13 protein-coding genes and 3 pseudogenes are annotated in these 13540 nt (G+C 57.4%); 1 reads left to right on the forward strand and 15 read right to left on the reverse strand.

From position 1 onward, the window contains the following. Positions 1-90: 90 nt before the first annotated feature. The 12 genes and pseudogenes from C3418_RS24450 to msrB all read right to left on the reverse strand — a co-directional run bounded on the left by C3418_RS24450 (position 91) and on the right by msrB (position 8031). Complete coding sequence (locus C3418_RS24450; protein WP_153302083.1) at positions 91-255, reverse strand: hypothetical protein; 165 nt, start codon at positions 253-255, stop codon at positions 91-93. Positions 256-595: 340 nt separating this feature from the next. Continuing rightward, on the reverse strand, positions 596-1972 hold the full coding sequence (locus tag C3418_RS19990; protein ID WP_033996214.1) for a replication protein: 1377 nt from the start codon (positions 1970-1972) through the stop codon (positions 596-598). Between the two features lie 156 nt (positions 1973-2128). Beyond that, positions 2129-2515, reverse strand: coding sequence for a ParC family partition-associated protein (gene parC, locus C3418_RS19995; RefSeq protein ID WP_011270177.1), 387 nt, complete (start codon positions 2513-2515; stop codon positions 2129-2131). A gap of 33 nt (positions 2516-2548) precedes the next feature. Beyond that, positions 2549-2770, reverse strand: coding sequence for a plasmid partition protein ParG (locus C3418_RS20000; RefSeq protein ID WP_011178357.1), 222 nt, complete (start codon positions 2768-2770; stop codon positions 2549-2551). 21 nt (positions 2771-2791) lie between these two features. After that, on the reverse strand, positions 2792-3430 hold the full coding sequence (gene parA, locus C3418_RS20005; RefSeq protein WP_033996216.1) for a ParA family partition ATPase: 639 nt from the start codon (positions 3428-3430) through the stop codon (positions 2792-2794). A 154-nt stretch (positions 3431-3584) separates the two neighbouring features. Beyond that, the gene (locus C3418_RS20010; protein WP_232038188.1) at positions 3585-3764 is read right to left on the reverse strand and encodes a hypothetical protein; all 180 of its coding nucleotides are present in this window, start codon (positions 3762-3764) and stop codon (positions 3585-3587) included. Between the two features lie 107 nt (positions 3765-3871). Continuing rightward, positions 3872-4405: pseudogene (locus tag C3418_RS20015) on the reverse strand (type-2 restriction endonuclease); the annotation flags it as partial. Between the two features lie 175 nt (positions 4406-4580). Next, a complete protein-coding gene (locus C3418_RS20020; RefSeq protein ID WP_004099040.1) occupies positions 4581-5153 on the reverse strand; it encodes a hypothetical protein in 573 nt (190 codons plus the stop codon). A 91-nt stretch (positions 5154-5244) separates the two neighbouring features. Then, positions 5245-6213 carry a magnesium and cobalt transport protein CorA gene (locus C3418_RS20025; RefSeq protein ID WP_018716208.1) on the reverse strand — a complete coding sequence of 323 codons (969 nt, stop codon included), beginning with the start codon at positions 6211-6213 and terminating at the stop codon, positions 5245-5247. After that, positions 6210-6914 carry a glutathione S-transferase N-terminal domain-containing protein gene (locus C3418_RS20030; RefSeq protein ID WP_004099038.1) on the reverse strand — a complete coding sequence of 235 codons (705 nt, stop codon included), beginning with the start codon at positions 6912-6914 and terminating at the stop codon, positions 6210-6212. The genes C3418_RS20025 and C3418_RS20030 overlap by 4 nt, the downstream gene beginning before the upstream one ends. Before the next feature lie 132 nt (positions 6915-7046). After that, positions 7047-7586, reverse strand: coding sequence for a peptide-methionine (S)-S-oxide reductase MsrA (gene msrA, locus C3418_RS20035; RefSeq protein WP_023294902.1), 540 nt, complete (start codon positions 7584-7586; stop codon positions 7047-7049). A 1-nt stretch (position 7587) separates the two neighbouring features. Continuing rightward, positions 7588-8031 (reverse strand): peptide-methionine (R)-S-oxide reductase MsrB, encoded by a 444-nt coding sequence (msrB, locus tag C3418_RS20040; RefSeq protein WP_023338003.1) that lies wholly within the window; start codon positions 8029-8031, stop codon positions 7588-7590. A gap of 120 nt (positions 8032-8151) precedes the next feature. Between msrB and C3418_RS20045 the strand changes: the two are divergent. Further along, positions 8152-8715 (forward strand): annotated as a pseudogene (locus C3418_RS20045) (IS630-like element ISEc33 family transposase); the annotation flags it as partial. 34 nt (positions 8716-8749) lie between these two features. Here C3418_RS20045 and C3418_RS20050 read toward each other — a convergent pair. From C3418_RS20050 to C3418_RS20060, 3 genes and pseudogenes are all read right to left on the reverse strand, one after another. Continuing rightward, positions 8750-11386, reverse strand: a pseudogene (locus tag C3418_RS20050) (Tn3-like element Tn3 family transposase); the annotation flags it as partial. 14 nt (positions 11387-11400) lie between these two features. Then, complete coding sequence (locus C3418_RS20055; RefSeq protein WP_011191342.1) at positions 11401-12669, reverse strand: IS4-like element ISApu1 family transposase; 1269 nt, start codon at positions 12667-12669, stop codon at positions 11401-11403. Positions 12670-12986: 317 nt separating this feature from the next. Then, positions 12987-13358: a hypothetical protein gene (locus tag C3418_RS20060; protein WP_004099020.1), complete on the reverse strand. Its 372-nt coding sequence runs from the start codon at positions 13356-13358 to the stop codon at positions 12987-12989. Between the last annotated feature and the right edge of the window lie 182 nt (positions 13359-13540).

Consider the following 13540-nt stretch of genomic DNA (forward strand, 5'->3'; position numbering starts at 1 on the left):
CTGACCGAGATCAGCCAGGAGGCCGACATGCGCAACTGTTTTGTCGAGATGGGCGCCTGGGAAGAAGACACCGAAAAGCGTTGGTAGGGCTTACGTTGGTTTTTGGTTCCATTGCTCCCCAAACCCCTCCTTCACCGGCACAAAGCCAGGTTCACGTTTCCAGTACAGGCCCAGCCGGTCTAGCGTTTCCTGCACCGTCATTGCCCGCAACGAATCCAGCAGCGCGGGCGGAAAGGATCGACGGGCGCGACTCATGACAGCCACCCGATGAACTGGACGAGGGGGCCGCGCCGTTCAGGCGCTACTCAAAGGCAGGCGCTACTCAAAGGCAGGCGCTACTCAAAGGCAGGCGCTACTCAAAGGCAGGCGCTACTCAAAGGCAGGCGCTACTCAAAGGCAGGCGCTACTCAAAGGCAGGCGCTACTCAAAGGCAGGCGCTACTCAAAGGCAGGCGCTACTCAAAGGCAGGCGCTACTCAAAGGCAGGCGCTACGCGCCGGGCGTAGGCTTCGCCATTAGTAATACGCATGGACTTGGGACACCCGCCCGGAAGGCTCCGCCATTAGTAATACGGACGGACTTTGAACACCTCACGATCAGCCCTCCCCGCCTGTAATACGCATGGACTTGGGACACTCTCCCGGCTCTGCGATGTAGCGCCCGGCAGCGGTCTTGCTAATGCCCATCTGTGCAGCAATGGCCCGCACGCTCAGACCCTGCGCCTTGAGGGCCAAAGCCTGCGCCTGCTTGGCGCTGGCTGCTTCCAGATAGGAAGCACGATCGACAGCCCCAGCGGCACGTCTGCGGGCTTTCTCGCGCTCGCTGTGGCGCTCTGCGGCCATGTCCCGGCTGATGAGCGTGCGCAGCTTGCGCTGCTCGTCGTCGGTGATGTGAAACAGGCTGATAAGCGTGTCGTTCTTGGGCGTGTAGAGCGGCGCAAACTGCTTGCCGCCGAACTCCACCTTTTCCCCGGCTTCGTGGGCCTTGGCCTTGGCGTACAGCGTCATAAGCTCGGCGCTGCGGTAGTTCCACCGTGGGTCAAGCTCACGGGCCAGCGCGGCGGCCTCGTGGTACATCTGGCCGGTGTGCGTCGCACCTGACAGCAGCAGGAAATTCAGCCGCCAAAACAGGTGCTGCATCCGCTCGCCCTCGGCCACGCCGCCGCGCAGCGCGGCCAGCGTGCGCAAGTCCTCCAGACGATCCCACGCCAGTTGCCGCCCGTTGAGCGTGCGCAGGTTGCCGGTTTGGCCGCCCGGCAGCAGCTTGAACTGGCGACGGTCGGCGCGGGCCTTGCGGTCGGCCTCGATGTCCCAGCGGGCCACCGGCAGTAGCGCCTCGGCCAGATACTCGAAGTTGTACCGGATCGGCTCGCCGTCCGGGCCTTGCTCAACGTGGATGACGCGGCAAACCTCGCCGCTCTTGCTGTTCACCGTATTGACCAGCCGCAGCACGCGGCTTGCATCCTTGGCCGCTGGATCAGCGCCCAGCCCGGCCAGACGGTCGATCAGGTAACGCTGGCAGGCATTCCAGCGTGGCAGCGCCTGACGCGGCAAGGTGCCATCCAGCAGCCACTTTGCTTGCACGCCACGGCCAGAGAAAACGAGGATCGACGGCGGCGGCACGCCTTCGTCGTAGCAGCGGAACATGACAGCGGCGGCCAGTTGCTCGGGGCTGCGCCCCTGCGCCCACGGCTCGCGGTAGGTGTCCAGATCGGCGAACAGCAAGCCGATGCGGGCCAAGTTGACCACGCGGCGATTGGGCTTGATGAACTCAGCCTGAGACAGCCAGGTATCCCGGCTGTGGTCGAGCATGGAGAGCACCACGGGCATCTGTGACAGCCGGTAACTGTCCTGCTTCTTGCCGCTGCCCTCGCACGTCGCCATGAGCAACGAGAAAAAGCCCTGCCGGGCTGTGTCGTGATAGCAACCCGCCTCATCGGCTGGGCTGAAAAGTCGTAGCTGTGCCTGTCCCATAACCTTCTTTCCGCTTGTGCGGCAAGAGGTGGGGCGCTACAATGCAAACCATGTCTGGGTGTTGCCTGTATAGGTTGCGCCTTTGGGTTCTAGCCAGTGCCACCTGACTAGTCCCGCCCCCTGCCAAGCCCCGCTGCCACGCGGGGCTTTGCTTTTTCATCCATCTGAACTCCGCTCCTTCGCTTCCAAAGTTCGCGGAATCCAGCCTTTTGCATTCGCCGTCCAGTGCAGCACGCCATGCTGCCGCAGCACTGCCGCCGCGCCATCGAAAGAGCGAAAAAACCGGATGCCTCCCCGGTACTGGCCGAGAATGCGCCGCTCGTTGCCAACGTGCAGCACGATCACCAGCCCGCGCTCTGTGTTCTCGATGACAGCGCCCTTGATCTCATGCGGTGCGTTCTTCGCAAACGCCTTGAAATGAGAGGGCGGCAGTACCTCCAGACTCAACGGTTCCATTTCAACCATCACTTTATACCCCACGCGCCGTATTTCATCAACATTATTAAATTTCGCCAAATCAAAAATGTATGGACTATAGTCCATGCTTTTGACCCGTCCAGCCGGTTAAGTGATTACTCAATCACTCTTTTCATCAAGTGAGCGCACCAGTTCGCGCAGAATGTCCGTGATGCTGCGCCCGGTCTTGGCGGCGTAAATCTTCAGCTTCGTGTGCTCGGCCCGGTCGAGGTCGAAATTCACCCGGACGGTGGCGGCCTTGTCGGCAAGGTCGGACAAGGTAGGGCCAGCCTTCGCGGCGCTCGGGCGGCCTGCTTTCATGCCAAGTTTCCCGCTACTCATTTTCACCTACTCCTTAATTACTCAAATGGTGCAATTGAGGAAACGGCGCACTTCCTCAGCCAGCGCCCGGATTTCCTCGGCGGCCTCGCTCGTCGGCTCTTGGTCAATGGCCGTGGTGCCGCTGGCCGCGCTGCTCGGGTAGATGACGCGCTGCGTGATGCGCGTTTGCAGGATCGGCAGGCCGTACCCGGCCAGCGCCTCGGAGACTTCCGCACCAATCTTGGTGCCCTTGATCGCACGGGACACCACGAAAGCCGCTTTTAGCTTGCCGTCGGTCAGCTCGATGCGCTGCTTGACCAAATCCACGAGGTCAGAGGTTGCCCAAATGTCGTAGGGCGACGGCTGCACCGGGATCAGCACGCAATCGGCGGACTTCATTGCCGACACGGCCAAGTCATGAGCCTGCGGCGCTCCGTCGATCACAACAAAGTCTTTCCGGGCCACGCTCTTTAGATCGCGCTCGATGGTGGGCCGGTCGATGCCAACCACGGGCACGGGTTGATCCTCGCGGACGGCGGCCCAATCGCGGGCGCTGCCCTGCGGGTCAGAATCAACCAGCAACACGTCTGCGCCGTCGAGTTGCAGGGCGCGGGCAAGGTGGGTGGCGATGGTGGTTTTACCCGCCCCGCCCTTCTGGTTCAGTACAGCAATGACTTGCATATGCGCTCCTTGAGCTATTGAGCGTTTGAGGAAAAAAGGAATTACTCAAGCGCAGTATAGCATATTGAGGATTTGAGTAAATGCACCTTTTGAGGATTTGAAGTCATAAAAAACCCCGCACGCGGCGGGGTTCGGTGGCAGGGCAGGGGAGGGCTTAGGCGGCCTGGTGGATCTCGTCGGCCACCTGTCGGCACATGGCCAGCATGTCGAGCGTGCCCGCTGCGATGGCCTCAAGGGTCGCATCATCCAGCGCCTGCACGATGCTGGTAGCCCGGCGCTCAAGCTCCTGCCGGGCGATGCGCTCCCAGTCGCTGACCTCCAGCAGTGATGCCAATGCAGTTTCATCGGCGCGTCCATACCCGCGTAAAACCTCTGAAAGCGCTTCAGTTGTGGTTGTCATCATCGTCCGGTCTCCAAGCCAGAATGATCGAAAGCGGCCAATCAGCCCAGTCGTGCCGCCTCTGCGGCGATGTGCCCAGCCAAAGCAGACACGAATGTCTTGAGGCTGGTCATCGACGACTGCTCCGTGAAGTCGCCGGTATTCACCGCACTGCGCTCTGCCGCAATGACAGCAGCGGTCGTGTAGAGCTGCTCCTGCACCAATCGCTGACACAGCAAGTCATACCGCGTGAGATACGACGCCCCCTTGAACTCCTCGAAGACCGGGAAGTGCGGCGATGAGTCACGCACCGGCCTGCGGGACTCCGGCGCGTCTTCGACCATCATCAGCCAGCCGACGAAAGGGCGTGGCTGCTTGCCGAACGCCTCTTCACGAAAGGCCGTCCAAAGATCATGGGCCGTCCCGATAGATTCCTCTGTTCGATTGTTAAAGTTGTTACCGAACGAGGGACCTACCTGGCTTTTCAGCTCGATGGCAGCAATCAGCTCTCCCTTGTAGATCACCAACAAATCCCACAGCTTCGTCGGGCGGAAGTAGCCTGGCAGGGTCAGCATCGCTCGATTCTGGTGAATCTCGGTCCAGGTAGTTTTCGCGAGCGCTGTGCAACGCTGCTGTCTCCAGCAAGAGCATAGTTTCTCGTATGTGGTCCTTGTTCCAGTCCATAATCACCTCCTAATTTTCGATGTTCTTAAAGTTCAGCCTGCAGATGTGTGGGCCAGGAAGGCCAGCCTTTCCGGCTAAGCGACACCGCTATTCGTCGCTGATGACGTCTTCGCCCTGGTATGGAACCCTGATCAGCCGAGGATCTCGAATGATGCTCGTGACGAGCCAGACATATTCCTGCTCGGCGGTATCGAAGCCGAGGATGCTGAAGGATTGGCCGAAAGGGCATGGCGGGAAGTCTGGAAAGCCCTCGCGCAGAACGTAACGCTCGGGATCGCTGTGAAACTCGCTCTTGTAGACTTTCCGTAGTCCGTGCTTGCTCGGCGCGTCCTGGTCACCTGCCGGTGCTGTTTCCCGATGCGCCACAAGGCGCTCGGACAAGTCGCGGGGGCAGATTTCGTGGAACACGTCGAAGGCGTCGATCAACAGGCCTTTATGCTCTGTCGCCGGATCGGTGATCGCGTAGATGTTGGAGGCATCTTCGCCGTCGTCCCCGCTCTCGAGGCGCAACGCCGCATCGACGCGAATGCTGCATGCATCGAGGGTTGACCCTAGTTCGAGATCGACGAGATTGCCGTCCTTGACGCGGTATTCGCGGTCATAGCCTTTGGCGATGAATGACTGGACTGCTTCTAGAACGTCGGTCACCTGGGAGGTCATGGAAGCACCTTCATCTTGAACTGGATTGGACACGCTCGCGCACAAAGCGCGCTGTGACTCGGCGGACGGAGAAGCTCGCGAAGTGCGTTACTCATAGCCACTTGGCCTTCTTGAAGCGCATGAACAGGAGAAGGCAGAACACCGCTATCACTCCGAGCACGACGAAGTAGCCATATGGCGTGTCCAGTTCCGGCATGTGCTTGAAGTTCATGCCATATATTCCGGCGATCGCCGTCGGGACCGCCAAGATCGCCGCCCAGGCCGCGAGCTGGCGAGTGACCACACCGATCCTTTGCGCTTCCAGAAGGCTGCTGGCCTCGAAGACCGTGGACAGGACAAGCAGGAGGCCGTCGACCATGGACTGCACGCGGTGGACATGGTCCGCGACGTCGTGGAAATATGGTGTCATTTCGGCGCTGAGGCAGGGAAAGTGGCCGCGAACGAGCTTTCGCACCAGCTCGGCCATAGCCCCGAGCGTGCGCTTGAACCGCGTGAGTTCGGACCTTAGTTCGAAGATTCGCGCCACCTCTTCTGGCCCGAGGAAATCGTGCAGCGACCGTCGCTCCATCGCCAGGACGTCGTCCTCGATCATTTCGAAGATGGGCAGATACTGGTCGACCACTCGGTGCAAGATCGCGTGCAGCACATAGTCGACACCCTTGCCGAACTGCGTCGGCGATGCCTCGAGTTGCTCCCGAAGTTTGCCCAGCGCTCCGGCATTGCCGTGCCGCACGGTGATAAGGTGATTGTGACCGGTGAAGATCGCCATCTTGCCGTAGCTGATCCGGTCGCCGACCAGCTCGGCGGTCTGGGCGACGACGTACAACTCATCGTTGTAGACCTCGAGCTTGGGCGGGCACAGCGGGTGCATGGCGTTGTCGATCGCCAAAGGATGGAGGTTATACGTCGTCTGGATCGCGCTGAGTTCGTCTGCGGTGGGCTCGCTAAGCGCGATCCAGCAGAAGCCCGAGCGATTCTCGTTTAGTTCGACGTGCTCATCGAGCCTGATTTCACGGACTCGCTTACCTTCGTTGTAATAATATGCGGCGATAATGGTCATGCAGGCCTCGCAGGAATTCGCAGGCCACGCTGTACAGCCGGTCGCGCCAGCCCGCGTTCGAGCCATGCCTGCACGTTCGAATAGCTGCTTAGGCCGAGGATGTCGCCCGCTGCGTAGAATTCGACCAGCGCATTCACCCAGCCAAACGTCGCAATGTCCGCGATCGAGTAATCATCGACAATCCATTCGCGGCCCTCCAGCCGGTGATCCAGGACCCCGAGAAGACGCCTGGATTCATCAACAAAGCGCTGCCGAGGTCGCTTGTCCTCATAGTCCTTGCCGGCAAATCGCAGGAAAAAGCCTAGCTGTCCGAAGGTCGGCCCAACGCCCGACACCTGAAAGAACACCCAGGCCAGAGTCTCGTACCGCTGGGCGGGTGTTGTTGAGATGAGCTGCCCCGTCTTGTCGGCCAGATAGATGAGGATCGCACCGGTTTCCCATATGCCAATGGGCTGGCCGTCAGGGCCAGCCGGATCGATGATCGCGGGTATGCGGCCGTTGGGATTCAACGACACGAACGCTGGATCCTTCGACTCGTTGTTCGAGATGTCGACGAAGTGGGGCTCATACGGCAGGCCAGTCTCCTCCAGCATCATCGAGACCTTGACGCCGTTGGGCGTGGGGGCCGCGTATAGTTGCAAGCGATCCGGATAAGATGCTGGCCAGCGCTGCGTGATGGGAAAGGAGGAGAGGTCTGTCATATCTGGATCCTGGCACTGCGACGGCGGCTGAATGGAATGATCTGCTTCAAGGCCGGGTTCGACGACCGCGTCGATTGACGCGGTCGTCGGAGGTTGCGAACCGGATCGGCGCGGCACTAACGGCAGCGAAGCCTATTCCGCCGCGGTCCCGGCCGCTGGCTGTACGTCGTCAACCTTTTGGCGCTTCGGAAGCACCCAGCCGGGACGGACGAAGTGGCAGGTGTAGCCGCCCGGGTGCTTCTCCAGATAATCCTGGTGATCGGGCTCGGCCTCCCAGAACTCGCCGACCGGCTGGACCTCGGTCACCACTTTGCCATCCCACAGCCCCGAGGCATCCACATCGGCGATCGTATCCTCGGCGACGCGCTTCTGCTCCTCGTCGACATAATAGATGCCCGACCGGTAGGAGAGCCCACGATCATTGCCCTGGCGGTTCAGCGTCGTCGGATCGTGGATCTGGAAGAAGAATTCCAGGATGTTCCGGTAGCTCGTCACTGTCGGGTCGAAGACAATCTCGATCCCCTCGGCATGCGTGCCGTGATTACGATACGTGGCGTTCGGAATATCGCCGCCCGTGTAACCCACACGGGTCGAGATGATGCCGGGCCGCTTGCGGATCAGATCCTGCATGCCCCAGAAACATCCTCCTGCGAGAACAGCGCGCTGATGCATGTTAAGCCTCCTCTACTTGATCGAGATATTCACCGTATCCCTCGGACTCCATCTCGTCGCGCGGGATGAAGCGAAGGGACGCTGAGTTGATGCAGTACCGCAGACCGCCGCGGTCGGAAGGACCATCGGGGAACACATGGCCGAGATGACTGTCTGCGTGTACTGACCTGACCTCCGTCCGGACCATGCCGTGTGCGCTGTCCCGCACCTCGTTCACGTTTGCCGAAACGATCGGCTTGGTGAAGCTGGGCCAGCCAGTACCCGAATCGAACTTGTCCGTCGAAGCGAACAGTGGCTCTCCCGACACTATGTCGACGTAGATGCCAGGCTCCTTGTTGTCGTTGTACTCGCCCGTGAAGGGCCTTTCGGTCCCCGAATCCTGGGTAATCCGGCGTTGCTCGGGGGTCAGGCGGTCAACTGCTGCCTGTGACTTCTCAAACTTCATGATAGTCTCCAATAATCTAAATAGATGCGCGGAATAGTAGATCACTGAAAGGGAACTCAGCCCGGATTGTGCGATCTGATCAATCGCCAAACCAACCAAAACCACCAACCGGACTGAGCGATGCCGATCATAGCACCAATACCCCGTGGCGAACGACGCCTGATGCAGAAAGCTATTCATAAAACGCGCGATAAAAATCATGCCCGCAGACTCACGGCCATGCTGATGCTTCATCGGGGTGAACGGGTCAGCGATGTTGCCAGAACTCTCTGTTGTGCTCGTTCATCCGTTGGTCGCTGGATTAACTGGTTTACGCACTCAGGTATTGAAGGCCTGAAATCCTTACCCGCAGGGCGCTCCCGACGCTGGCCTTTTGAACATATCTGCACCCTGTTACGTGAGCTGATAAAGCATTCTCCCGGCGATTTTGGTTATCAACGTTCACGCTGGAGCACCGAATTACTGGCATTAAAAATCAATGAGATAACCGGTTGCCAGTTACATGCAGGAACCGTTCGCCGCTGGTTGCCATCTGCGGGGCTTGTATGGCGCAGGGCCGCGCCAACTCTGCGTATCCGTGACCCACATAAAGATGAAAAGATGGCGGTAATCCACAAAGCGCTGGATGAATGCAGCGCAGAGCATCCGGTATTTTATGAAGATGAAGTGGATATCCACCTTAATCGGGGTCTGACGCTCAGTGGAACGAAAACTCACGTTAAGCAACGTTTTCTACCTCTGACGCCTCTTTTAATGGTCTCAGATGTCCTTTGGTCACCAGTTCTGCCAGCGTGAAGGAATAATGGCCGAGCATATTGATATGTCCGTGGCAAAGCGGGGAGAGGCGTGCGATATCTTCATCATTCAGTGTTTCACCTTGCGCCCGGAGATGATCCAGGGCTGCCTGCATATACATAGTGTTCCATAACACGACGGCGTTAGTGACCAGCCCCAGTGCGCCCAGTTGATCTTCCTGACCGTCGGTATATCGTTTTCTTATCTCACCTTTTTGACCGTGACAGATGGCTCTGGCAACGGCATGGCGGCTTTCTCCCCGATTAAGCTGGGTCAGAATGCGCCGGCGGTAATCTTCATCATCAATATAATTAAGCAGATACAGCGTTTTGTTGATGCGCCCCACTTCAATGATTGCCTGAGTCAGTCCGGAAGGACGTTCACTTTTCAGCAATGAACGGACCAGCACTGAAGCCTGTACTTTGCCCAGTTTCAGGGAGCCAGCGGTCCGGATCATTTCGTCCCACTGAAGGACTATTTTTCGGGGATCTGATTGCCCTCTGGCAATATCATTCAGCACGCCATAGTTGGCATCATGGCCCATTCGCCAGAAAACCGAAGCACCGGCATCAGCCAGGCGTGGAGAAAACTGGTATCCCAGCAGCCAGAAAAGGCCAAAGACAAGTTCGCTGGTACCTGCTGTATCGGTCATAATTTCGGTTGGATTCAGCCCGGTCTCCTGTTCCAGAAGGCCTTCCAGCACAAAGATAGAGTCCCTCAGCGTCCCCGGTATAACGATGCCATGAAAGCCGGAATACTGATCGGACACAAAGTTGTACCAGGTGATCCCTCTGTTATTACCAAAGTATTTGCGGTTCGGTCCGGCATTGATTGTTCTGACTGGCGTAACAAAGCGCATTCCATCTGCAGATGCCACTTCTCCGCCACCCCATATCTGTGCCAGTGGCAGCGTTGCCTGAAAATCAACCAGTCTGGCATTAGCGCTGGTGATAGTTTCAGCCCGCAGATAGTTCGCTTTTGTCCAGTTCAGCCGGTGTCGGGTCAGTGCAGGAACATTTGATCTGATCAGTGGTTCCAGACCGATATTGCAGGCTTCAGCCATCAGCACGGCGCTGATGCTGACGGGCAGATCATCAACTCTGGCACTGGCTTCACTAGCATGGAAAAACTCATCAGCAAATCCGGTATGGGCGTTAATTTCGAGCAGCAACTCTGTTAAATCCACCGGAGGGAGCAGATCACTGATCATTTTGCTCAGTCGTTTCAGACTGTCCGGCTCATCAAGACTGGCGAGGGGAGAAATTGTCAACCGGGGCTTCGGGCCAGAAACATCGAGTTCGACAGCCTCATTTTCGCCAAGACGTGCAGCAACCTGTCTGTAACGACTATCAAGCTGATGACCCAGAGATTTTATTGCTTCCTGCGGGTCTGTCGGGTGTCCCAGAGAACGATAAACCTTAATCCGGTTTGCCTGCCAGTCAGCACCCTGTAGTAATCTTGCTCGGGGATCTCCCCACCGGTTACTGCCGGTAACGTAGACATCCCTCCGCCTCAGACTATCCTGCAGTTTACTGAGAAAGCAGAGCGTGTATCCCCTGCGGGTGATATGTTTTTCCTTGTTAATCACCAGCCGTTTCCATGACCGACTGATAATTTCCGTTGGTGCGTCGTCAAAAAACTGCCGCCGTGAGCTGAACTCCCGGCTGAGGTAGTCACAGGCATTCAGAGTGGTAACCCCGGCAGGTGCGGATGAAAATTTAACGGTATTCAGCAGATGGGGCAGGAAACGACGAACGCGCCCGTACTGCTCCACCATTTCTTCATGAAAATTATCGTCTGAGGGCCGGGAAATTTCACGGACAAGCGTGATGATTTCAGCCAGCTTTTGCCTGGGGATGTAGCTGAACACCTCAGCACGAATCGATTCGTCCGGTGTTTCTTCTTTCAGCAGGTACGAACATGCGCTGGCGAGCGCCAATGCAGATTTATCCAGATCCTTCAGCGAGCGGAGCCGTTTTTTCTGCCCAATCTTTCTGGCGTCACGGATGATAACGGCCAGCATGGCGTCCAGAACGTCCAGTGCATCATCCAACGCCAGCGTTTCCCATGCAAGGACAAAGGCAACCAGAACCGCCATCCTTTTCTGCGGTGACATCCTGGCAATATTGAACACCGAAGTCATACCAGCATAACGTGCGAGATTTTTCAGGCGCACAGCCGGGAGTGTACTCAGGTTGTCAGCATGCAAGCCAAAATCGTTCAGAGTTTTCCAGCGTTCAATTGCTTCATTAAACGCCGGACCACTGATGGTCACAGGGCCTTTTTTCAGTGATTCCAGTAAAGACAGGCGGCTGCAATCAGTTGGCCCCAGCAGCATCTCCAGCTGTGAACGTTGTTCGGCTGACGGTATCAGTGCCAGTTTGTTCCACAGGCGCAACGTCGCCTTTTCCCTTACCTCTGAAATCAACCGGGTCAGCGTAGTGGCTCCGGGGAGAATAATACGATGTTGCATAAGCCACCCTGTCGCCAGATCGAAAAGCAGGCCAGGACGTTCGTTGCTTATCCAGCTCCGGGTATATAAAAGACGGGTAAGGCGAAATCATGTACAGGACCTTAAGCGGCGAGTCCATTTAAAACGCCTTCCAAGGTCCTGTTCTGTATCGACTTTCTCTGCTTGGTTCGGCAGGCGTTCTTGGCCAAATAATCGGCAGCCCATTCCAATCTTTCCCTTATTTCTGTCAGCGCCCTATGGGCCACTGCTTCCAATAGCGGTAGCCACCACGTCGCACTGTTCTTCGACGCTTTCAGCATCGATAGCGCCCCACTCATCACACTCTGCGCGACCCGTCTCTTCATCACCAGCGACAGCAGGCTCGTCCACACCAACCCCTCGGCAATCGCTTTCTCGCCCGTCACAAACCCCTTGAGCCGGTTGTGCGATTTCCACTCTTTAAATAACAACTCCACCTGCCAACGGCAGCGATACAGGCTCATCACCTGCTCTGCTGACCATGCTGCTCGCGGTAGGTTCGTCATCCACAGACAGAACCGCTTTTCCTCAGCAAACCAGCGCCGGATCAACCGGTACTCGACCTGGCCGGACTTCACCACCATATCCAGTACCTCGGCCCGACAGCGTCGCCGTCCGGCCTCTCTCAGAGATAGTCCCGCCAGCTTGGGTACTTCCCGTCCATCACCGCGCCAGGCTTGGATTATCTTGGGGTTCAGGCTTTTCGTGCCGCGCACCAGATAAAATCCGCCAGCGTCGTTCACCTGCTCAAACCAAGCCCTGTCAATGTAACCTGCGTCAGCCAGCAGCAGGCAGTTGGTCAGCGTGTGGGCTTCAGGCAGAAATTGCCGTTCCCCTGCGGTATCGGCAGACACACTCATGCACAACGGGCTCTGCTCCGACAGTGACATGGTCATATGGCACTCGATAGCTGCCGGACTGATGGTCTTGAACCGGCCGGGAAAATCAGCAGCAAGGCGCCGATGCACCGCAAAGGAGGTGCCATCGTGCAGTAACACCTGCTTGAACGCGCCGAGGGAGGCTGCTTTGAGTTGATGGTCGATACGCAAGGCGATGGCCCGCTCGACCAGGGCTTTCATAAACAGGGCAAAGCTCTCTTTGCGCAGCTGATTGTGAAACGGTTTGTAAGAAACCTGATGGGTGTTTACCAGTTGCAAGGCATTGAAATGGCGGTGTAAACCGGCAATGTCATTGACCTGGTCGCCTCCCATGGCCCGCAGCAGTGCAGGTACGAGCATGGCTGGGGTAATGGCACGCTGACGCAGACAAAACTTGCAGAGCCGAGCAATGCGCTCGAGTGCGGCGGGAGCCAAGAGTTGCTCCAGATAGTAATTAGCGTTGATAATAGTCATAGGCTTCGCGCGTGTTGATTTTGTTTGGCGATAAAATCAGATCACAAACGAAGCCTTTTTTATATCTATTTCAATTGGTTGCCGCTAAAGATCCTGTACATGAGTGAGGGTTATGGTGGCTATATGCTGGATATTGCTATTCAGATGACAGCCATATGGGGAAGATTACAGGCGCCTGAAATAACAGCAGAGTATGGAGTGACTACCACGGCTGGAGGTTGGCACGGGCTGATCCCCTCTCCCTTTGGGAGAGGGTTAGGGTGAGGGGAGCTGGCTGACCGGGTGTAGCAACCAGGCGGCATTACACCGCTGAATCTTCAGTTATTGAAATTCCACGCGATCGGCAGTTCGACGTCGAAGATAAGTGCATCCCCGTCGAGGCGAAAGGCCAGGCTGGTCTGGTGCTGGTCGTATTCGTTGATAATCAGGCAGCTCTCGGCGAAGTTGGACTCGTAGTTGATATGGGCCACTCCTTCACGGCCGTCAGCGAGTTCGATGCTGAGCACCCGCAGCGGGTTCTCCTGACTGAGGTTGACCCGGGTGTCCCCCACGTCCACCAGCCGTTCCAGCAGAGGGAAGAAATCTTGTCTGTGGGTCGTTATGGCCTGGGTGATGGCCTGCTCCAGCTCAGCCTGGGTGGCGAAGGGGCCGCCGAGTGGGTAGCGGGTCTGGATCCTTTCCTGAGTCATTGCGTTTCCTCCTGAACTGAGATGTGGCAACAGTTTGGCCGCTGCAGTGACCTGTCATGTACAGGATCTTTAGCTACAACCAATTGAAATAGATAGAAAAAAGGCTTCGTTTGTGATCTGATTTAATCGCAAAAAAAAACCGACACGCCCGAAGCCATGACTATTATCAATGCAACCCAGTA

It is taken from the genome of Aeromonas sp. ASNIH8 (genome assembly GCF_002919855.1).
GTDB lineage: Bacteria > Pseudomonadota > Gammaproteobacteria > Enterobacterales > Aeromonadaceae > Aeromonas > Aeromonas caviae.